The organism is Blastococcus sp. SYSU DS0619, assembly GCF_054051035.1.
Map to the genome: position 1 here is coordinate 68083 of NZ_JBJHAM010000016.1, position 18496 is coordinate 86578.

The 18496-nt window shown below is 75.0% G+C and carries 21 protein-coding genes; 10 read left to right on the forward strand and 11 right to left on the reverse strand.

Annotated elements, in window-relative coordinates; translation table 11 throughout:
* The first annotated feature begins 161 nt into the window (after positions 1-161).
* A complete protein-coding gene (locus tag ACI79T_RS16165; protein ID WP_456611101.1) occupies positions 162-2126 on the forward strand; it encodes a cation:proton antiporter in 1965 nt (654 codons plus the stop codon).
* A 360-nt stretch (positions 2127-2486) separates the two neighbouring features.
* On the opposite strand, the gene ACI79T_RS16170 is transcribed toward ACI79T_RS16165, so the two are convergent.
* The 9 genes from ACI79T_RS16170 to ACI79T_RS16210 all read right to left on the reverse strand — a co-directional run bounded on the left by ACI79T_RS16170 (position 2487) and on the right by ACI79T_RS16210 (position 6477).
* Positions 2487-2996 carry an SRPBCC domain-containing protein gene (locus tag ACI79T_RS16170; protein ID WP_456611102.1) on the reverse strand — a complete coding sequence of 170 codons (510 nt, stop codon included), beginning with the start codon at positions 2994-2996 and terminating at the stop codon, positions 2487-2489.
* The gene (locus ACI79T_RS16175) at positions 2993-3295 is read right to left on the reverse strand and encodes an ArsR/SmtB family transcription factor (protein ID WP_456611103.1); all 303 of its coding nucleotides are present in this window, start codon (positions 3293-3295) and stop codon (positions 2993-2995) included. The genes ACI79T_RS16170 and ACI79T_RS16175 overlap by 4 nt, the downstream gene beginning before the upstream one ends.
* 79 nt (positions 3296-3374) lie before the next feature.
* Positions 3375-3758, reverse strand: a complete 384-nt coding sequence (locus ACI79T_RS16180; RefSeq protein ID WP_456611104.1) for a hypothetical protein — start codon at positions 3756-3758, stop codon at positions 3375-3377.
* Entirely contained in the window at positions 3755-4093 is a 339-nt protein-coding gene (locus ACI79T_RS16185) for an ArsR/SmtB family transcription factor (RefSeq protein ID WP_456611105.1), read from the reverse strand. The genes ACI79T_RS16180 and ACI79T_RS16185 overlap by 4 nt, the downstream gene beginning before the upstream one ends.
* On the reverse strand, positions 4090-4539 hold the full coding sequence (locus tag ACI79T_RS16190; RefSeq protein WP_456611106.1) for a hypothetical protein: 450 nt from the start codon (positions 4537-4539) through the stop codon (positions 4090-4092). Before ACI79T_RS16190 ends, ACI79T_RS16185 begins: the two co-directional genes overlap by 4 nt.
* 78 nt (positions 4540-4617) lie before the next feature.
* Positions 4618-4776 (reverse strand): hypothetical protein, encoded by a 159-nt coding sequence (locus tag ACI79T_RS16195; RefSeq protein WP_456611107.1) that lies wholly within the window; start codon positions 4774-4776, stop codon positions 4618-4620.
* Positions 4777-5025: 249 nt separating this feature from the next.
* Positions 5026-5670, reverse strand: a complete 645-nt coding sequence (locus tag ACI79T_RS16200; RefSeq protein WP_456611108.1) for a GPP34 family phosphoprotein — start codon at positions 5668-5670, stop codon at positions 5026-5028.
* A 73-nt stretch (positions 5671-5743) separates the two neighbouring features.
* Positions 5744-6196 (reverse strand): hypothetical protein, encoded by a 453-nt coding sequence (locus ACI79T_RS16205; RefSeq protein ID WP_456611109.1) that lies wholly within the window; start codon positions 6194-6196, stop codon positions 5744-5746.
* The gene (locus ACI79T_RS16210; protein ID WP_456611110.1) at positions 6196-6477 is read right to left on the reverse strand and encodes a helix-turn-helix transcriptional regulator; all 282 of its coding nucleotides are present in this window, start codon (positions 6475-6477) and stop codon (positions 6196-6198) included. Before ACI79T_RS16210 ends, ACI79T_RS16205 begins: the two co-directional genes overlap by 1 nt.
* 172 nt (positions 6478-6649) lie before the next feature.
* On the opposite strand from ACI79T_RS16210, the gene ACI79T_RS16215 reads away from it, so the two are divergent.
* The 4 genes from ACI79T_RS16215 to ACI79T_RS16230 are packed head-to-tail and all read left to right on the forward strand — an operon-like array spanning position 6650 to position 10710.
* Positions 6650-7171 carry a PadR family transcriptional regulator gene (locus ACI79T_RS16215; RefSeq protein ID WP_456611111.1) on the forward strand — a complete coding sequence of 174 codons (522 nt, stop codon included), beginning with the start codon at positions 6650-6652 and terminating at the stop codon, positions 7169-7171.
* A complete protein-coding gene (locus ACI79T_RS16220; protein WP_456611112.1) occupies positions 7168-7848 on the forward strand; it encodes an ABC transporter ATP-binding protein in 681 nt (226 codons plus the stop codon). Before ACI79T_RS16215 ends, ACI79T_RS16220 begins: the two co-directional genes overlap by 4 nt.
* On the forward strand, positions 7845-10199 hold the full coding sequence (locus ACI79T_RS16225) for an FtsX-like permease family protein (protein WP_456611113.1): 2355 nt from the start codon (positions 7845-7847) through the stop codon (positions 10197-10199). Before ACI79T_RS16220 ends, ACI79T_RS16225 begins: the two co-directional genes overlap by 4 nt.
* 34 nt (positions 10200-10233) lie before the next feature.
* Positions 10234-10710 (forward strand): hypothetical protein, encoded by a 477-nt coding sequence (locus tag ACI79T_RS16230; protein ID WP_456611114.1) that lies wholly within the window; start codon positions 10234-10236, stop codon positions 10708-10710.
* Between the two features lie 247 nt (positions 10711-10957).
* Here the strand turns inward: ACI79T_RS16230 and ACI79T_RS16235 are convergent, their stop codons facing one another.
* On the reverse strand, positions 10958-12178 hold the full coding sequence (locus tag ACI79T_RS16235; protein WP_456611115.1) for an epoxide hydrolase family protein: 1221 nt from the start codon (positions 12176-12178) through the stop codon (positions 10958-10960).
* Positions 12179-12241: 63 nt separating this feature from the next.
* Between ACI79T_RS16235 and ACI79T_RS16240 the strand changes: the two genes are divergently transcribed.
* The gene (locus tag ACI79T_RS16240) at positions 12242-13207 is read left to right on the forward strand and encodes a helix-turn-helix transcriptional regulator (protein ID WP_456611116.1); all 966 of its coding nucleotides are present in this window, start codon (positions 12242-12244) and stop codon (positions 13205-13207) included.
* A 139-nt stretch (positions 13208-13346) separates the two neighbouring features.
* Complete coding sequence (locus tag ACI79T_RS16245; protein WP_456611117.1) at positions 13347-14318, forward strand: sulfite exporter TauE/SafE family protein; 972 nt, start codon at positions 13347-13349, stop codon at positions 14316-14318.
* Positions 14319-14334: 16 nt separating this feature from the next.
* Here ACI79T_RS16245 and ACI79T_RS16250 read toward each other — a convergent pair whose 3' ends face one another.
* Positions 14335-14547, reverse strand: coding sequence for a hypothetical protein (locus ACI79T_RS16250; protein ID WP_456611118.1), 213 nt, complete (start codon positions 14545-14547; stop codon positions 14335-14337).
* Positions 14548-14801: 254 nt separating this feature from the next.
* On the opposite strand from ACI79T_RS16250, the gene ACI79T_RS16255 reads away from it, so the two are divergent.
* The 3 genes from ACI79T_RS16255 (at position 14802) to ACI79T_RS16265 (ending at position 18328) form a co-directional block, all read left to right on the forward strand.
* Positions 14802-15515: a hypothetical protein gene (locus ACI79T_RS16255; RefSeq protein WP_456611119.1), complete on the forward strand. Its 714-nt coding sequence runs from the start codon at positions 14802-14804 to the stop codon at positions 15513-15515.
* Positions 15516-15722: 207 nt separating this feature from the next.
* Positions 15723-16793, forward strand: coding sequence for an acetamidase/formamidase family protein (locus ACI79T_RS16260; RefSeq protein ID WP_456611120.1), 1071 nt, complete (start codon positions 15723-15725; stop codon positions 16791-16793).
* Positions 16790-18328, forward strand: a complete 1539-nt coding sequence (locus tag ACI79T_RS16265; RefSeq protein WP_456611121.1) for an AtzH-like domain-containing protein — start codon at positions 16790-16792, stop codon at positions 18326-18328. Before ACI79T_RS16260 ends, ACI79T_RS16265 begins: the two co-directional genes overlap by 4 nt.
* The last annotated feature ends 168 nt before the right edge of the window (positions 18329-18496 follow it).

The window sequence follows — 18496 nt, forward strand, 5'->3', positions numbered from 1 at the left end:
GTGCCCCCGTGCGCCCCACACGATGACGTGGCCGGTTCCGATGCGCTACCGCCCCGTGCGCGCCACCGACACGCCAGGCGACGGTCATGCCCCCGAGGCGGCGCAGTGGGACGGTGACCCCGGCGACGTGCCGCACCTGTCCAGGAGACCGAGGAGCGTCGGTGGAGCTACCGCGACTGCTGCTGGAGATGTCCGGCCTGCTCACGCTGGCCGTGCTGCTGGGCCTGGTGGCCCGCCGGATCAAGGTGCCGCTGAGCGTCGTCCTCGTGGTGGTCGGCTTCCTCGCCGCCGCGGTCGGCCTGTCGCCCGAGATGGGCCGGCTCGAAGGCGAGGCCTTCGAGGAGGTGGTGGTCTTCCTCTTCCTGCCGGTGCTGGTGTTCGCAGCCGCGCTGGGCATCGACCTGCGCGCCTTCGTCCGGAACCTCGGCGCCATCGTGGCCCTGGCGACCGTCGCCTTCCTCGTGTCCGCGGTGGTGGTCGGCCTGACCCTGCACTGGGTGCTCGGCACGGCGCTGGCGGCGGCCTTCCTCTTCGGTGCGCTGATCTCGGCCACGGATCCGGTCGCGGTGGTGGCGGTGTTCCGGGAGGTCGGCGTGCCCCGCCGGCTCCTGACGCTGGTGGAGGGCGAGAGCCTGCTCAACGACGGTGTGGCGATCGTGCTCTTCGCGATCCTCGTCGAGGCCGCGACGGGAGGATCGGTGAGCGTCGCCGTCGGCGTCCTCGATTTCGTCGTCGTCTTCGGCGGCGGCGCGGTGATCGGCATCGCGCTGGGCCTGGCCGCGTCCGCGCTGCTCCCCTGGCTCGGCCGGTTGCCGGCCGCCGGGTTGTCGGTGGCGACGGCCTACGGCTCGTTCGTCCTCGCCGACGCCGTCCTCGGGTTCTCCGGGGTCATGGCCACCGCGGCGGCCGGGATGGTGCTGGGCGGCCTGGCACCGAGCCGGGCCTCCGCCGAGGTGCGCGAGATGTGGGAACAGCTGTGGGAGGCGCTGGACTACGTCGCCAACGCGCTGCTGTTCCTCGTCATCGGTCTGGTCATCGGCCCCGGGCAGCTGCTCGACCACCTCGGCCCGATCCTGCTCGCCGCCGTCGTCGTCCTGGGAGCGCGCGCCCTGGCCGTGGTGCCGGCGGTCTGGCTGCTCGAGCGGCTGGCCCACATCCCGCGGCTGGGCTGGCGCAACGAGGCCGTCCTGGTCTGGGGCGGGCTGCGCGGCGGCGTCGCGCTGGCGCTGGCGCTGGCCCTGCCCGAGGAGCTGGCCGAGCGGGAACTGCTCGTCGCCCTCACCGGCGGGGTCGTGCTGGCCACGCTGGTGCTCAACGCGACGTCCATCCGGTGGCTGGTGTCCCGGCTGGGTCTCGACCGTCCCACCCGCGTCGACCGCTACCTCGTGGCGATCGCCCGCATCTCGGCCATCGCGGCCGCACGGCGGGAGATGGACGATCTCGGGCTGGACCCCGATCCGCGGACCCGCGCCGACCTGGACAGCAGTGCGCGGGCGGCGAACCAGGAGATGGCCGAGCTGCAGGTGACCGACGAGGAGGAGTACCGCATCGTGGTGGGCCGTGGCCTGCACGTCGAACGCCGCACCTACCAGCGGCTCAGCGACGAGGGCCTGCTGCCCCCTGCCGTGACCCGCACCCTGCTGCACGAGGTGGACGACGAGATCGACGACCTGGCGCTGCACGCCGCGAGCCACCGGCTGGGAGCGAGCCGCCGGGCCCCGTCCGGTCGCCTGGAGCGGGTCAGCCGGCGGGTGGCCGGCCTGCTCCCGGAACCGGCGGACGACGCCCGCAGCGATCTGGCCTACGCCGAGGCGACCGCGCGTCGGTTGGCCGCCCGGCGCACGGCGGACGCGCTGGAGATCTTCGACGACCTACCGGCCATCCGGCAGGAGACCGTCGACCACGCGCGGCGCACCTTCGCCGCATGGGAGCAGCAGGCCATCGCGGATCTGGACGAGCTGGACACCCGGTCCGGGAAGGACGCCCGCGCCCTCCGCGTCCGGCAGGTGCACAGCCTCGCCGAGGCGGCCTCCAGCCGGGAGCTCGTGGAGCTGGTGGAGACGGGGCTGCTGCCGGAGCAGGTACTGCGGTCCACCGGGACGGCGCAGACGGACCACCCTCGCTGACACCGGTGCGAGCGGGTCATTCCTGGCGCCGGTAGGCGTGGACGGCCAGCAGCGCGCCTTGCCATAGCTACGCCTGCTGCTCGACGGGCGGGCGGCGGTCGCCTCCGCCCGCGGCCTGGCGATCGCCTCGGCCCTCGGCCCTCGGCCTGGCGGGCGCGGGCGATGCGGGCGCGGGCGATGCGGGCGCGGGCGATGCGGGCGCGGGCGATGCGGCCGAGGCCGCGGTCCGCATCCGAGACGGCGCGATCGTCGCCCGAGCCGAGGACCCGGGCTCGAGCCACGCGGCAGCGGCCGCCGGCCACTCGAGCGCGTCCGTTCCTCGGAGGGGCGAGAGCTGACGCGAGCCGGCGCGCGAAGCGTTCAGCGTGCGGCGCGCATCCGGGCCAGGAAGCGCCGCCCCGGCTCCGGATCGAGGCCGAAGCGCTCGGCGTAGCGCTCGTGGACCTCCTCCCACGCCTCGTGCGCCTCCTCCTCCGAGAGCCGGTCGCCGCAGAGGTGCGGCTCCAGGCGGGAGAGGTAGGCGTCCCAGCCTGCCGCGGTCTGCGCGGCGGTCGTGCGGTCGTCGAAGACGTGGGTGAAGACGAGCCGGCAGCCGTCGCGGTGCTCGGTCAGGTCGAAGGCGTACCGGTCGCCGGCGAAGGTCCACGCCAGCCGGCGAGGCGGCTCGACCTCGGTGACCTCGCCGGTCATGCCGCCGGCCTCGAAGACCTCGCCGGCCGCCGGCGTCCAGTCCGCCGCTGCCGGGAACCACTGCTCGAGCTCCGCCGGCACGCTGACGGCGCGCCAGACGCGCTCGATCGGGTGGGCGAGCACGCGCTCGAAACGCAGCGCGGGGCGTCCGTCGATCGTCTCCAGCGTTCCGTCGTTCACGGGTTCTCCTCCAGGTGTCGTTCGAGGGCGTCGAGGCGGCTCGACCAGAGCATTCGGTAGGGCTCCAGCCACTGCACGACCTCGACCAGGGGCTCCGGTCGCAGCGCGTACATGCGCTGCTTGCCCTGCGTGCGCGCCACGACGAGCCCCGCCTCGCGGAGCACCCTCAGGTGCTTGGAGACCCCGGGCTGACTGAGGCCCAGGTGCGCCACCAGGTCGGCGACGGGCCGCTCACCGGCCCGCAGCAAATCGAGGATCTGCCTGCGGTGGGGCTCGGCAAGGACGGCGTAGGCGCTCACGGCCATCACATTACTGCCCGGTCATATAACCGGCAAGGCATACGAAGAAGGGACGCGTGCTCGATCCTGGACGGCGAGGTCAGTAGGTCTCGGGCTCGGACACCAGGTGGACGATGGCGGCCGGGCTCGTGATCCAGAAGGCCGAGCCGCCGTCCAGGGGCTCGATCTCGTCGCAGCGGGCGACGCCGGCAGCGGCGAGCTGGTCGGCCGCGTCCGCCGGATCGGTGGTGGTGACCTGCAGCCACAGCTCGGCCTGGCTCACCCCCGGGACGCGGTCGATCCACAGCCGGTTCGGTCCGAAGGCGAAACCCACCGACTGCGGACCGGACGTGAACGGGTTGCCCAGCTCGGGCAGGCCGAGAGTGTCCCGGTAGAACGCGACGGTCGCCGCCCACTGGTGCGGCGGCACCTTCATCGCGATGTTGTTCCCCCCGGCGAAGGCCGGTCGCTCCCGGTCGGTCATGGCGCTCCCTCGGCGGCGGTCTTGAGGCGGTCCAGGCGCTGGTCCCACCGGTCCCCCAGCTCGGTCAGCCATGCCGCGGAGCGGTCCAGTTGGTCGCGGCGGACGGCGAAGCGGATCTCCCGGCCGTGGCGGGCGGAATCGACCAGCCCCGCTCGTTCCAGCACGCGCAGGTGCTTGTCGACGGCCTGGCGGGAGACCGGCAGCGGCTCGGCCAGAGCGGTCGCCGACGCTCCGGCGGGATGCTCGCCGAGCACCTCGAGCAGCCGGCGGCGTTGCGGATCGCCCAGCGCCGCGAACACCGTCCCGACATCGGCGACGGCCGGTGCGGCGCTCATGCGCCGTCCAGGAAGCTGCGGGCGGCGGCGAGCTCGAGTTCCCAGCCCTCGGTGTGCTCCTCGAGATCCCGGCGCCGCTGTTCCTCGGTGGTGTCCAGCCCGTCGAGCCCGCTCTCGACCACCCGCAGCAGCACGCCGCCCCCGGGCTGCTCCTCGACCCAGAACTCGATCAGGGTGGACTGGACCTCGACGGCCCGGCCGGCGCCGCCCGCGGCGAGCCAGCGGAAGGCCGCGTAGCGCGGCGGGTCCAGCGCCACCGTGCGGATGGGGAAGGCTCCGTGCACGGGGTCGTGCACGGTGGCGACGTCGCCGTCGGGCTCGATGCGGTGCTCGGTGACCCGGCCGTCGTTGACCCACCACCCGGGTTCGGAGACCAACTGCCAGACCCGGTCGGCGTCCGCCGCGATGTGGATCGCACGCTCGATCCGGTCGGTCTCCCCGTGCATCGCCACCTCACCGCGTCGCCCGCTATGTGCAACCGGACAGTTGCACATCTGGCCGACCCGATGCAAGCGGGCCGGCTGCTACGCGCCTGCTGTCTCGTCGGCGCTGCCCGCGAGAGCACGCGCACGGACGGCCTCGCCCGCGTCGAGCCCCTCGTAGTCGTTCTCCTCGTGCAGGCGGGCCTGCTCGTCGATCCAGCGGTTGTGCGCCTCCCAGGCCGACTGCTTGGTGGTGCCCATCGCCCGACCGATCTGCGACCAGGACGCTCCGGCCGCGCGCGCGGCGCGCACCGTCAGCTGCCGCCCGCGATGGCGATCGGAGTCTCCTACCGCCTGCCTGCCCGGCAGCGACCCGCGCACTCCGCGGAGGACCACGCATGAGGACCGGCATCACCCCTGGATGCCCTCCGGGCGAACTCACGACGACGCCGACCGGCCGTCAGTACTCGCCGCCGAGGATCCCGGAGGTCGTCAGGGCGTGTCGACCCGTCAGTCGCTGATCACCGTGGTGTAGAGGACGGTGACCATGGCCAGGTCGACGGCGCTGACCGCGGCCGGCACGGGAGTGCTGCCCGGGGCGCGCCCGGAGAGGTCCTCGATACCGCTGCGCTCGTCGCGCGAGAGCCCGCCACGCTGGTGCAGTCGCGACTTCACCAGCAACCGGGCCAGGACGAGTGCTCGCGCGTCGGTGTCGGCCCGGGGTCCGGTGAGGTGGTCGACCAGCTGCTGCCGCACGGCCGGGTCGACGGTGTTCGTCTCGTACGGGAACAGCCCGATCAGCCGCTCGCGGCCCTGCACCAGGACGCCGCGGGCCGCGGCTGCGGCCTGCTGGGTGGGCAGCGCACCGCGGCGCCGCTTGATCCACGCGGCGACGTCGGTGGGGGCCCCGGCCAACTCGGCGGTCACCTCGTGGATCCACTCGCGGTCGCTGGATGCGGGGGCGTCGACGATCAGCCGGTCACCCGCCTCGCCACCGAGCCGGGCATGACCGGCGGTGAGCAGCTCGCCCAGCTCGGCGGCCGCGGTGAGCTCCCCGGGCCCGGTCGACTCGTAGGGCCGGCCGTTGCCGGCGTGCAGGAAGGCCATCAGGGCCTCGGGCACGGTGAGCTCGCCGATCGGTGGGTGCAGGGTCATTCGAGACGCTCCTCGTCCAGGGGTCGACGTGCGGATGCGCGGGTGAAGGCGTCGGCAGGGGCTGCCGGGCGCGCTACTCGCCGTGGTGGACCTGGTGACGCAGCCGCCAGGCCAGGAGGAACGACGGGCCGGCGGCTGCGGGGAGGAAGGCGGCGAGCACGAGGTGGTGGGCCTGCAGCAACAGGTGGTCGGAACCGCGCTCGGCGAGCTGGCCGGCCACCGACAGCACCAGGTACAGCACCAGCGCCGAGACGAGGGCAGCCACGTAGCCGGCGTCACGCGCCGCATGCCGCTGGGCCAGCTCGTACTCGTCGACCTCGCTGGCCCGCCGCTCGGCGATGTCCCGGACCAGGACACGGGCGCCGGCCCACGCCACGCCCAGCACCGCGAAGCTGACCACCCATCCCCACGAGTACGCCCGCCCGGCCACGGTGAGTCCCGTGAACGCCACCCATGCCACGACGCCCACGACGACGACGGCGGTAGCCCGCCGGGCGGCCGGATGACGCGCCTCGAGCCCGATCATCACTGGCCACCGCCCAGGTCGGTCCGACGGTAGGACGCCGTCAGCGGGCGGAACGGCTCACGGCTGAACAGGGCCTCGACCGGGAGATCGAAGACCTCGCAGATGCTCATGGCCAGCTGGAGGCTCGGGTAGTGGTCGCCACGCTCCAGCGCCCCGATGGTCTGCGGATTGACGCCCACCAGGCGAGCCAGGTCGGCCCGCGACATGCCCACCTCGGCCCGGGCGACGTTCACGCGGTTGTGGATCGGCCGCACGTCGTCCCCGGAAGCCCGTCGCGCCATGCGCCGACACTATCCAAGGGATCGATGTCCAAACAACCCTGGGCGCTGTAGAAACCGGGCGTCGCGTTGTATCGATACAACAACACGCGCCGTCGGGACGGCGAGCGGGCGAAGGGAGTGCGCCGGGCGTGGCGCGTTGACGCAAGCTAGTAACTCGGTGTCTAGTGCCCCTGTGTCCCTCCCCCAGACGTTGCTCGGGCTGCTCGAGCCGGCCCCTCGGCACGGCTACGACCTCAAGCGCGAGTACGACGCCCGGTTCGGTGCCCAGCGCCCGGTGAAGTCCGCCCAGATCTACGCGACGCTGGGACGCCTGCTGCGCGACGGTGAGATCACCGTGGTCGGCACCGAACGCGTCGACGGGCCGGACCGTACGTCCTACGCGCTCAGCCCCGAGGGCGTGACGCACCTGGAGCGCTGGCTGTCCGAGCCGGAGGAGGCGACGCCGTACCTGCAGTCGGTCGTCTACGTGAAGGTCGTGCTGGCGCTGCGCTCGGGCCGCCCGGCCGAGCAGATCCTCGACGTCCAGCGGGAGGCGCACCTGACGGTGATGCGCCGGCTGACCGCGCGGAAGCGGGGCGCTGCGCTGTCCGAGGTGCTGGCGTGCGACTTCACCCTGTTCCACCTCGAGGCGGATCTGCGCTGGCTGGAGCACACCACCGCCCGGCTGAACCGGCTCGCCGAGGAGCTCTCGTGACCGACCCGCTGCTGATCGCCGACGACCTGCACCTGGCCTTCGGTCCCACCCGGGCCCTGGCGGGGGCGACGGTCGAGGTGGGCCCCGGCGAGATCCTGGCCCTGCTGGGCCCCTCCGGCTCGGGCAAGTCCACGCTGCTGCACTGCCTGGCCGGCATCCTCACCCCGGACCGCGGGGAGGTCCGCTACCGCGGTTCCCGGCTGGACGACCTCGGCGACGAGGCGCGCAGCCGGCTGCGCCGCAACGACTTCGGCTTCGTCTTCCAGTTCGGCTCCCTGGTTCCCGAGCTGACGGCCCTGGCCAACGTGGCGCTGCCGCTGCAGCTGACCGGCACCCGCCGTCGGGCCGCCGAGCAGCAGGCCCGCGGCTGGCTCGACCGGCTCGGCGTCGCCGAGGTGGCGACCAAGCGGCCGGGCGAGATGTCCGGGGGGCAGGGGCAGCGGGTCGCGGTCGCCCGCGCGCTGATCGGCGGCCCGCGGGTGGTGTTCGCCGACGAGCCCACCGGCGCGCTCGACAGCCTCAACGGCGAGCTGGTCATGGAGGAGTTCACCGCCGCGGCCCGGGACCAGGGCTCGTCGGTGGTGCTGGTGACCCACGAGAGCCGGGTGGCCGCCTACGCCGACCGCTCGGTGGTGCTCCGCGACGGCCGCCTGTCGGCGTCCTCGGTGTTCGCGTGACCCGCCCCGGCCCGACCCGTCGCGGCACCGCCGCCCTGGTAGCCCGCCTGGCGCTGACCGCGATCCGCCGGTCACCGCTGCCGGCCGTGGTGGGGGCGCTCGTCGTCGCCCTCGGCGTGATCGTGCTCTTCGCCGGCCTGACCCTCCACCCGACGGCGCAGGACCGGGGCGTCGCCGGCAAGGCCACGATCGCCGGTGAGTTCGCCGCCGACGGCGAGCCCGGACTGCTCGAGGCCGCCACCCGCGGCTTCTACCGGGGCCGCCCGATCTCGGCGTCGCTGGTCTTCGACACCAGCGGGGGTGCCGTGGTGCCGCCGGGGCTGGACCGCGTGCCTGCCCCGGGCGAGGTCGTCCTCTCCCCCGCCATGCGCGAGCTCTGGTCCGATCCGACCACCACCCTCGCCCAGCGGTACCCCGGCCGGGACGTCGGCACCGTGCAGCGCGCCGGCCTGATCGGGCCGCGCGACCTGGTGGTCTGGGTCGGGGTCGACCAGGAGCAGATGCCGCCGACCCGCGTGGTGACCGGGTACGGCGGGGCCGGCGTGGCCGACATCGCCGACGTGCCCTCCGAGCTACGGCTCGCCGTGCCGCTGCTGGTCGTCGGCTTCCTGCTCCCACTGGTCGCGCTGTTCCTCACCGTGGCCACCACCGGGACCGCGGCCCGGGAGCGGCGGCTGGCCGCACTGCGGCTGCTCGGGCTGAGCGCCCGGCACTGCCGCCTGATCGCGGCCCTGGAGTCGGCGCTGGTGCTCATCCCCGGTGTCGTGCTGGGCTGCCTGGTGTTCCGGTTCGGGGCGCCGGCGGTGGCTCCGCACCTGCCGGTCCCCGGCGGGGTGTGGCCGGACCAGGTGCGCTTCAGCCCGGTGCTCGCGGGAGCGCTGCTCGTCGCGCTGCCGCTGCTGGGCACGGTGGCGACCTGGTGGGCACTGCGCCGGGTGCAGGTCAGCCCGCTGGGCGTGGTCCGCGGGTCGTCCGACCGGGAGCTGCGCCACCGGCGGCTGGTCCCGCTGGGCATCGGCGTCCTGGCCCTGGCCGGCTCTGCGGTGGCCGGTTCCCGGGCCGACGACGTCACCGTCGCCGGCGTCCTCCTGCTGCTGGCCGTCGTGCTGCTGGTCGTCGGGATCGTCGCGGCCGCACCGCTGCTGTGCCGGCTCACCGCCACCGCCCTCGGCCGGGTGCTGCCCGGAATCCCCACCCAGCTCGCCGCGGCCCGCGTCGCCCGGGACGCCACCGGCGCCGCCCGGCTGGTCACCGGCTCCGCGCTGCTGGTGTTCGTCAGCGGCCTGCTGCTGTCCTTCTTCCCCCTGCTGGAGGAGAGCAACGCCGCAGACCTGCGGACCCTGCGCGGCACCGTCGGTGGCGACCTGCTCGTCGCCGACGTGCGGTTGCTCGACCCCCCAGCGCTGGAGCAGCTGCGTACCGACCCGGCCGTCGCCGGCATCGCCCGGCTGACCCAGGTCCAGGTGAGCACCGGCGGCGGGACGGGCGGGCCACTCGCCACCGCCGTCGACTGCGCCGAGCTCGTCCGCGTGATCCCGGCGCTGCGGGACTGCACTCCTGGTGGCCTGCTGCTGGCCCCGGCCGACCCCGACCCGAAGGCCGTGCCCCTGGCGACGGCCGGGCCACTGCAGGCCATCACCCTGGTCGAGTCCGCCGACGGCAGCAGGCTGGACGTCGTCGGCCTGGGCCCGCTCGCGCTCACGGACCCGGTGCGCACCTCGCCGCTGCTGGGATCCCTGGGCGCGGTGACCGGCGGGACCATCGGGCTGGTCGACGTCCACGCCCTGCCCCCTGCAGCGCAGCCCACCGACACGGGAGGAACGCTGCTGGTCCGGCCCGCCGAGGGCAGCGCCGGAACCGCAGAGCTGGAGCGGGTGCGCACCCTGCTGACCCGGGCGACCAGCGCGGGGTCCGTGCTGACCGTGGACGAGCAGGTCGCCGAGTTCGAGCGCACCACCGCGACCTACCGGGACATCACCCTGACCGCCCTCGGCTGCGCCGCCCTCGTGGGCCTGCTGACCCTCACCTCGACGCTGCTGCAGCAGGTCCGGGAGCACCGGCGGGCCCTGGTCGCGCTGTGGATGACCGGCATGCCGCGGGCCACCGTCCGCGCCGCCACCCTGCTGCAGAGCGCGCTGGTGATCCTGCCCGTCGTCGCCGTCAGCCTCGCCCTCGGACTGGCCACCGCGTCGGTGTTCCTGGCCCTCGACGACGACGGCGGCACGAGCCGCCTGCCCTGGCCCGCCATCGCCCTCGTCGCCGCCGGCGCCGGCGCTCTCCCCCTGCTGGCCACCGCACTGACCCTGCCCGCGTTGCGCGCCACCGCGCGTCCCCAGCTGATCGCCGACTGACCCCACCGTGCCCCCACGACAGCAAGGAGCTCCCGTGCGTCCGCGATCCCTTCCCGCCCTGCTCCCCCTCGCCCTCCTCAGCGGCGCTGTACTCACCGGCTGCGGCGGGCTCGGCGAGGACTTCGACCCGGGACTCGAGCCCGGTGCGGAAGGCATCACGGCCGTCATCGAGATCACGGCCAAGGCGATCGCCGACGGCGACGGGTCCCGAGCGTGCTCCCTGATGGCCAGAACTGCCCAGGAAGAGGTGATGCAGCGAAGCGGAGTGACCAGCAACTGCCTCGACGCGATCAAGGCGATCTCCGAGCCGCTCTCCGACGAAGCCAGGAGCGCCCTCGCCGATGTGCAGGTCACCGACATCGAAGGAGAAGAGACGACGAGCGCATACGCGACGGCCACCGCCTCGGGCGCAGCAGCCGAGGAAGCGACGGCAGCGCTGGGCGGGACTGCTTTCACGATGTCGGTGGCCGAGGCACGCTGGGGCATCGACTCGATCCAGCCGCATGGCTGAGCGGCGGCTAGACCAGGACTGCGCCCCCACCGGCCGCGAACTCACCGCAGTACCGGCCGACGGGGCCGTCCCGCCCTCCGCGACCATCATCGCGGCGCGACAGCTCGCCGACGAGGCCCACCAGCGGAAGCGGGCGGTCGGCAGGACGCGACGCATGCGGGTCGGCGTGCCCCAGGGTCGCGGATAGCCGGTCCCGGTGCCGGTCCCCGTCGGGGCTGATGCCCGCCGCCCGGGGCGACCTCCGTACTCACCGCCGATCCGCGTCCACGGTGTCGGCTCGGCGCAGGGACCGGAAGAAGGCGTGGACGTCCGCGGTGAACAGCGCGGGCTGCTCCATCGCCAGGAAGTGGCCGCCCCGCTCGGCCTCGGTCCACCGGACGACGGCGTGGTCCCGCTCGGCGAAGGCACGAACGGTGACGTCGTGCCGGGACAGCAGGAAGGCCGTCGGCACGGTCCCGCGCTCCGGCGCCCAGCCGCCCGTGTCATCGCCGTCGGCGTCCCCGTCGTCCGAGCCCCACGCCGCCGGGTTCATCGCCTCGAAGTAGACCTGTGCCGAGGATCCGGCGGTGGCGGTGTACCAGTAGATCGAGACCGCGGTCAGGATGCGGTCGCGGTCGATCGCGTCCTCCGGGAGCCCGTCGTCGGGCAGGTCGGACAGCCGCTGGAACAGCTCGACCACCCAGGCCAGCTGGCCGGCCGGGGAGTCGGTGAGGGCGTAGGCCAGCGTCTGCGGCGACGTCGACTGGAGCTGCAGGTAGCCGTCGTCGTAAGCCTGCATGCGCTGCCACCGCTCCTCGTCGCCCCCGGAGAGAGCGTCGGCCTCGCCGTCGTCGGCGGGAAAGGTGATCGCGGCGTTGAGGTGGACACCGATCACGGAGCCGGGCGCCACCTTCCCGACCTCCGCGGCGGCGAACGAGCCGGTGTCCCCGCCCTGCACGCCGTAGCGGTCGTGGCCGAGCCCGGCCATCAGCGTCGCGAGGAGCCGCGCGGTCCGCTCCGCGTTCATCCCCGGTCCGGCCAGCGGCGTCGAGAAGCCGAAGCCGGGCAGCGACGGGATGACCAGCGTGCAGGCATCGGCCGGATCGCCGCCGTGCGACCGCGGGTCCGAGAGCGGGCCCATGACGTCGAGGAAGTCGGCCACCGTGCTCGGCCAGCCGTGCAGCAGGAGCAGCGGGGTGGCGTCCGGCTCCGGTGAGCGCACGTGCAGGAAGTGCAGCCGCTGCCCGTCGATCTCGGTGACGTACTGCGGTACCGCGTTGAGCCGCGCCTCGGCGGCCCGCCAGTCGAAGCCGCTGCGCCAGTACGCGGCGAGCTCCTGCAGGTAGGCCTGAGGGACGCCGCGGCTCCACCCCACGCCGGGCAGGTCACCGGGCCAGCGGGTGGCCGCGAGCCGCGCGGACAGGTCGTCGACCTGCTCCTGCGGGATGTCGATGCGGAACGGGCGGATGTCCAGCCGGGGGGTCGTCATGGCGGGGACGCTAGGAAGCGCTTAGGACGGATCCGGTCCCAAGTGGCTGGCAGTCTCGGGGGCGTGCTCGAGACCTCCGCCCGGCTGCTCCGGCTGCTGTCGCTCCTGCAGTCCCACCGCGAGTGGTCCGGCGGTGCTCTCGCCGGACGGCTCGGCGTCAGCACACGCACGGTCCGGCGGGACGTCGAGCGCCTGCGCGAGCTCGGCTACCCGGTGCACGCGAGCCGGGGCGCGACCGGGTACCGGCTCGGTGCGGGGGCAGCTCTCCCGCCGTTGCTCCTGGACGACGACGAGGCGGTCGCCGTCGTCGTCGGGCTGCGGACCGCTGCCGCGAGCTCGGTCGCCGGGGTCGAGGAGACAGCGCTGCAGGCCCTCCGGAAGCTCGAGCAGGTGCTCCCCGCCCGGCTGCGCCACCGGGTGCGGTCGCTGCAGGAGGCCACCGTCCGGGCCGGCACCGCACCCGGTCCGCAGGTGCCGGCCGAGACGCTCGTGGCGATCGCGGATGCCTGCCGCCGGCACGAGCGCCTGCGGTTCGACTACCGCAGTCCGCGCAGCGGGCAATCGGTGCGGACGGTGGAACCGCACCGCCTGGTCAGCTTCGGCCGGAACTGGTACCTCGTCGCCTGGGACCCCGACCGCCGCGACTGGCGCAGCTTCCGCGCCGACCGGATGGTGCCGCGGACGCCCAACGGCCCGCGGTTCTCCCCGCGGGAACCGCCGGAGGGCGACGTCGTCGCCTGGTTGTCCCACCGGCTCTCGGCCCGGACCTGGCCGTACCGGGCGACGGTGCGGCTGCACGAGGCGGCGGAGGCGGTCGCCGGCCGGGTCTGGCCGGGCATGGGCGTGGTCGAGGCCGTCGATGCGACCAGCTGCCTGTTCACCGTGGGCGCCGACGACCCCGCCACCCTGGTGTGGATGCTCACCTCGGTCGACGCCGACTTCACCGTCCTCGACGGCCCTGCTGAGCTCACCGCCGCCCTGCGTCGGCAGTCGCAACGGTGCGCGGCGGCCATCGCCGCTCCGGGCTAATACGGGCGCAGCAGGAGCCATCCATCTGGTCCTCGCAGCCCGTCGAGCCCTAGGGTCGCTCCGCCATGCCGCACGGACGTCCGTCCCGGGACGTCGTCCGCCCACGTCGGCGCTCCGCCGCAGCCGCCCGGAGGTCCCGATGGACTGTTGCGATCCGGGGGTCGCCGTCGCCGGCCTCCTGGTGGGCGTCGTGGTGGGCCTGACCGGCATGGGCGGCGGAGCGCTCATGACCCCCGTCCTCATCATGTTCTTCGGGGTCCCTCCGCTGGCGGCGGTGTCCAGTGACGTCGTCGCCGGCTTGTTCATGAAGCCGGTCGGTGGCCTGGTGCACCTGCGGCGCGGCACCGTCCACCTGGGCCTGGTCCGCTGGCTGTGCGTCGGTTCCGTACCCGGCGCCTTCTGCGGCGTGCTGGCGCTGCGCTCGTTCGGCTCCGGGGAGCGGCTCGCCGAGGTCCTGCTGGTCGTGCTGGGCGCCGTGCTGGTCGTGGCGTCGCTCGGCATGGTCGCCAAGGCCTACCTCCACCTGCGCGACCGGCAGGAGCGGCGGAGGACGGGCCGGCCGCCCGCGGCCGAGCAGGCGATCGCCACGGTGCCGGTGCGCCCGATCGCCACCGCGCTCGTCGGAGCCGGCGGTGGGCTGGTCGTGGGCATGACCTCGGTGGGCGCCGGCTCCCTGATGATCGTGGCCCTCCTGGTGCTGTACCCGTCGCTGAAGGCGGGGCAACTGGTGGGCACCGACCTGGTCCAGGCCGTTCCCCTGGTCGCCTCTGCCTCGCTCGGCCACGTGCTGTTCGGGGACTTCGACCTCGGCCTGACCGGGAGCGTCCTGGTGGGCGCGGTCCCGGGCGTCTGGCTGGGCGCGCGGCTGTCCTCCCGGTCACGTGGCGGCCTGGTCCGCAGGGCGCTCGCGGTGGTGCTCCTCGCGTCGGGCCTCAAGCTGCTCGGGGTCCCGACCGGCCTGGTGCTCGTCACCGTCGGAGCGGCCGTGGTCGGGGGGTCGCTCACCTGGGCGTGGTTCCGCACCCGCCTCGGCGAGCCCCCTCGGAACTGGCAGCGGCGGCTCGGGCGGCCGGCGCACCCGGGCCTGCAGGAACCGCCGGTCCCCCGCTGAGACCGGCTGCCGTCGCTCACGACCCGGTGGCGTCCCCGGCGGCGACCAGCCACGCACGGGCCGACTCGTAGTCCTGCGCGACCCCGAGGACCCGGTACCCGCTCGCGGTCCGCTCCAGCAGCAGCCACGCGTCGTCGAACGCCTCGACGACCGTGTCGTCGCAGCGGTCGGGCAGCCCGTGGGGATAGCGGGCCGAGCGGATCTCGCGCTGGAAGGGGGGCGGGGTCACGGACATCGGTCCTGCCGGGACGGGGGGACGTGCGTCGCTCCGCCACCCGGACGGCGGACACCACGTGCCTGCACCCCGAGGGCGGGGACCGATTCTGCCCCCGCCCGCCCCTCCCGGTCACCACCCGGCTGCACGGGAGGCCGGATCCGAGCAGTTCCGCGACGTCCGCGCGACCGGACGACGGCCCGGGAACCGCCGGACGGGGTGGCGACGTTCTCCAGGGAGCCGGCACACCGCCCTGGACGAGGAGCCCCATGACCACCCCGCTGCCGACCGGCCCCGCCGGCGCCCTCGACCTGCGGGCCGACGACGAGCTGTCGTGGCTGTTCGCGCTGGATCCCACGGTGATCGCCGTCCTCGGTGGCGTCCTCCTGACCCTCCTGCTGGTCGCCGCGCTCGCCGGGTGGCTGGTCCTCCGGCGGGTGCGGCGCAGTCCGCTGGTGGCCCGGAGCCGGGAGCTCGCCTCGCGCGGCCGGGAACTGGGCCTGCAGGGCGCCACCGCCGTCGCTGCGCGCCGCCTGCCACCGGGTCAGCGGCGCTCCGCCGCGGAGCTCCAGCTCGAGGTCGCCCGCGCCCGCGACGGGCTGCGCCGCCACGTGGCCGCCGCACAGGCCGCCGGCGCGCACCTCGGCGACGTACCCGACCTGCTGCCGTCGCTGGAGGCCCAGGGCAGCCGGCTCGAACAGCGGCTGCGGCAACGCGCGCTGGTCCCAGACCCGACCGACCGGACGGACCCGGAGCCGGAGGCCCGGGCCTACCTCGACACGGTCGCCGACGTCTGCGACGCGGTGCTGCACGCGGAGCGGGCGGCCTCGGCGGCCGGCCGGCCGGTCACCGACGTCGCCGACGCGGTCACCGCGCTGCGCGCGCACACCGCCGCCTACGAGGAGCTCACCGCCCCGTCCGCCACGCCTCCGCTGCCCTCCCCGTCACCGGGACGTCCGGTCCGGGAGCCCACGCAGGGGTGACAGGGTAGCGGCCCGGCCCTCGCCCACGGCCCGGTCCGCGCCTACGGCTGGGGGCGGGCCACGGCGCGCCGGGCGAGGAAGCCGGTGGGCTCCCGGTGCAGCCGCGCGTGGTCGTCCGGCCGCAGGCGCGCCGCCTCGGGCACCGGACGTGGCGCGGCGACGCGGCGCGGAACACCGCTGAAACGTCCGGCTCCTAGCGTCCGGCCGATGAGCAGCCCAGTCCTGCAGCCCGGGAGCGGACCGATCCCGGCGGCCACCTACCTCCCGTCCACGCCGGACGACGTCCTGTGGGGCCGGCTGCCCTGCGCGGCGGACGCACCGGTGCTCACGGTCTCCCCCGGCACCGAGGTCACCGTGGACACGGTGAGCCACGAGGGCATCCTCGAGGACCAGGGGCGCGACCCGGTGGGCTTCTTCGGGCGGCACGGCGCCGCCGAGGTGCTCGAGGACGCGATCGCCCTGGCGAAGAGCGACGATCCGCACCGGCTCGGCGTCGACGGGCCGCACGTGGTCAGCCGGCCGATCGCCGTCGACGGCGCGCGGGTGGGCGACCTGCTCGCGATCACCGTCCTCGACGCCACGCCCCGGGTGCCCTACGGGGTCATCTCCAACCGGCACGGCCGCGGTGCCCTGCCGGGCGAGTACCCGCTCGACGACCAGCCGGTCTACAGCGCCTTCGCCACCGTCGGCGACGACGGGGCGCACGGCCTGCTGCCGCTGACCGAGGGCGGCGAGCCGCGGGTGCGGTTCCCGCTGCGTCCTTTCCTGGGGATCATGGGCGTCGCCGTCCCGGGCAGCGAGCGGCCGCACTCGGTCCCGCCGGGGCCGCACGGGGGCAACGTCGACATCTCGCTGCTGACCGCCGGCAGCACGCTCTACCTGCCGGTCCAGGTCGACGGGGCGCTCGCCTACGTCGGGGACCCGCACTTCGCGCAGGGCGACGGCGAGGTGAGCCTGACCGCGATGGAGGGCAGCCTGCGGGCGACGGTCCGCCTGGACGTGATCGCCCGCGAGGACGCCGTGCGGCGGTTCGGCGAGCTGGCCGGTCCGCTCGCGGAGACCGCCGAGTTCCTGGTCCCCACCGGCATGGACGAGGACCTCGACCGCGCCGTGCAGGACTGCGTGCGGGCCGCGATCGCGCTGCTGCGGGCGCGGTTCGGGATGGACCCGCGGCTGGCCTACGCCTACCTCTCGGCCGCGACGGACTTCCGCATCAGCCAGGTCGTCGACGTCGTCAAGGGCGTGCACGCCACCATCCGGAAGTCCGACTTCGCGTGACCGCCCCGGTCCCACCGGCCCTGCTGGCCGCCGTCGACGCCTACGAGGCCGCCCTCATGGCCGACGACGTCGCCACCCTCGACCGGCTGTTCGCCGCCGGGCCCGGCACGCTGCGCGGCGACGCCGACGGCGTCCTGGTCGGGCACGACGAGATCGCCGCCTTCCGCGCCGGCCGCGGCGGGGCACCGCAGCGCACCGTCACGCGCACGCACGTCCAGGTGGTCGACGCCGACCACGCCCTCGTCATGACGGTCACCGAGCTCGCGAGCGGTGGCCGGGGCCTGCAGACCCAGCTGTGGGAACGGTCCCCCGGCGTCCGGGAGCACGACGGCTGGCAGGTCACCGCCGCCCACGTCTCCGTCCCGCCGCCGGCCCTGGACACCCGGATCTGGCGGGTCGTCGGCGACCCGCTCGTCCCGGCACCGGGCGACGGTCCGCTCGCCGGCCGGACCGTCGCGGTGAAGGACCTGTACGCGGTCGCCGGTCACGCCATCGGCGCCGGCAACCCCGGCCGGCTGGCGGTGGCCCGGCCGGAGCCGGAGCACGCGGCCGCCGTCGGCCGGCTGCTCGACGCCGGCGCGGCGATCCGCGGCATCGCGCGCACCGACGAGTTCGCCTACTCGCTGGCCGGCACGAACGCCCACTACGGCACGCCGCCGAACCCGGCAGCGCCGCACCGCATCCCCGGCGGCTCCTCCAGCGGCAGCGCCAGCGCGGTCGGCCTGGGCCACGCCGCCATCGGCCTCGGCACCGACACCGGCGGCTCGATCCGCGTGCCCGCCGCCTACCAGGGCCTCTACGGCATCCGCACCACCCACGGCGCGGTCGACCGCACCGGTCTGGTCCCGCTCGCCCCGGACTTCGACACGGTGGGCTGGCTGACCCGGTCGGCGGCCCTGCTGCGGGCGGTCGGTGACGTGCTCCTGCCGCCCGGATCGCCCGGCGGCAGCACCGAGCTGGTGTTCGTGCCGCAGCTGATGGGCCTCGCCACCCCCGAGGTGGGCGACGCCGTCCGGGCCTGGCTGAGGGCCGCCGGCGCGACCGAGCTGGACGCGGAGCTCGCCGACCTCGACGAGTGGCGCACCGCGTTCCAGACCTGGCAGGCGTTCCAGGCCTGGCAGTCGCACGGTGGCTGGCTCGCCGGCCGGCTCGACGTCCTGGGCCCCGACGTGCGCGCCCGGTTCGAGCTCGCCGCGGGCACCGACGCCGCCACCGCCGATCGGGCCCGTGACGTGCTGGGCCGGGCGCGGGTGCGGGTGCGGGAGCTGGTCGGCGACCGCGTGCTCGTGCTGCCCAGCGCCCCCTCGCCGGCCCCTTCCGTCCGGACCGGCGCCACACCGGCCGAGCGGAACGCGACCATGCGGCTCACCTGCCTGGCCGGGCTGGCCGGCCTGCCCGCCGTCAGCATCCCCACCCGGACCGCCGACGGGCTCCCCGCGGGCGTCTGCCTCGTCGCCGGCGCGGGCCGCGACCGGGACCTGCTCGACCTGGCCGCTGGGCACTCCCGGTTCGCCCGAGGGTCCGGCCCGGCCTGAGCCGCGCCCGGCAGGGTGGAGCCGCGTGCGCTCGCGGCTCCACCTCGCCCGGGGGGGGGGGCGCCGCGCCGCGGGCGGCTGCGGCCGGGCCGGGGCGCCCCGCGCCGGGCCCCGACACGCGATGCTGAAACGATCACAAAGAGCCGCAAAAGCCGCTATCAAAACTTC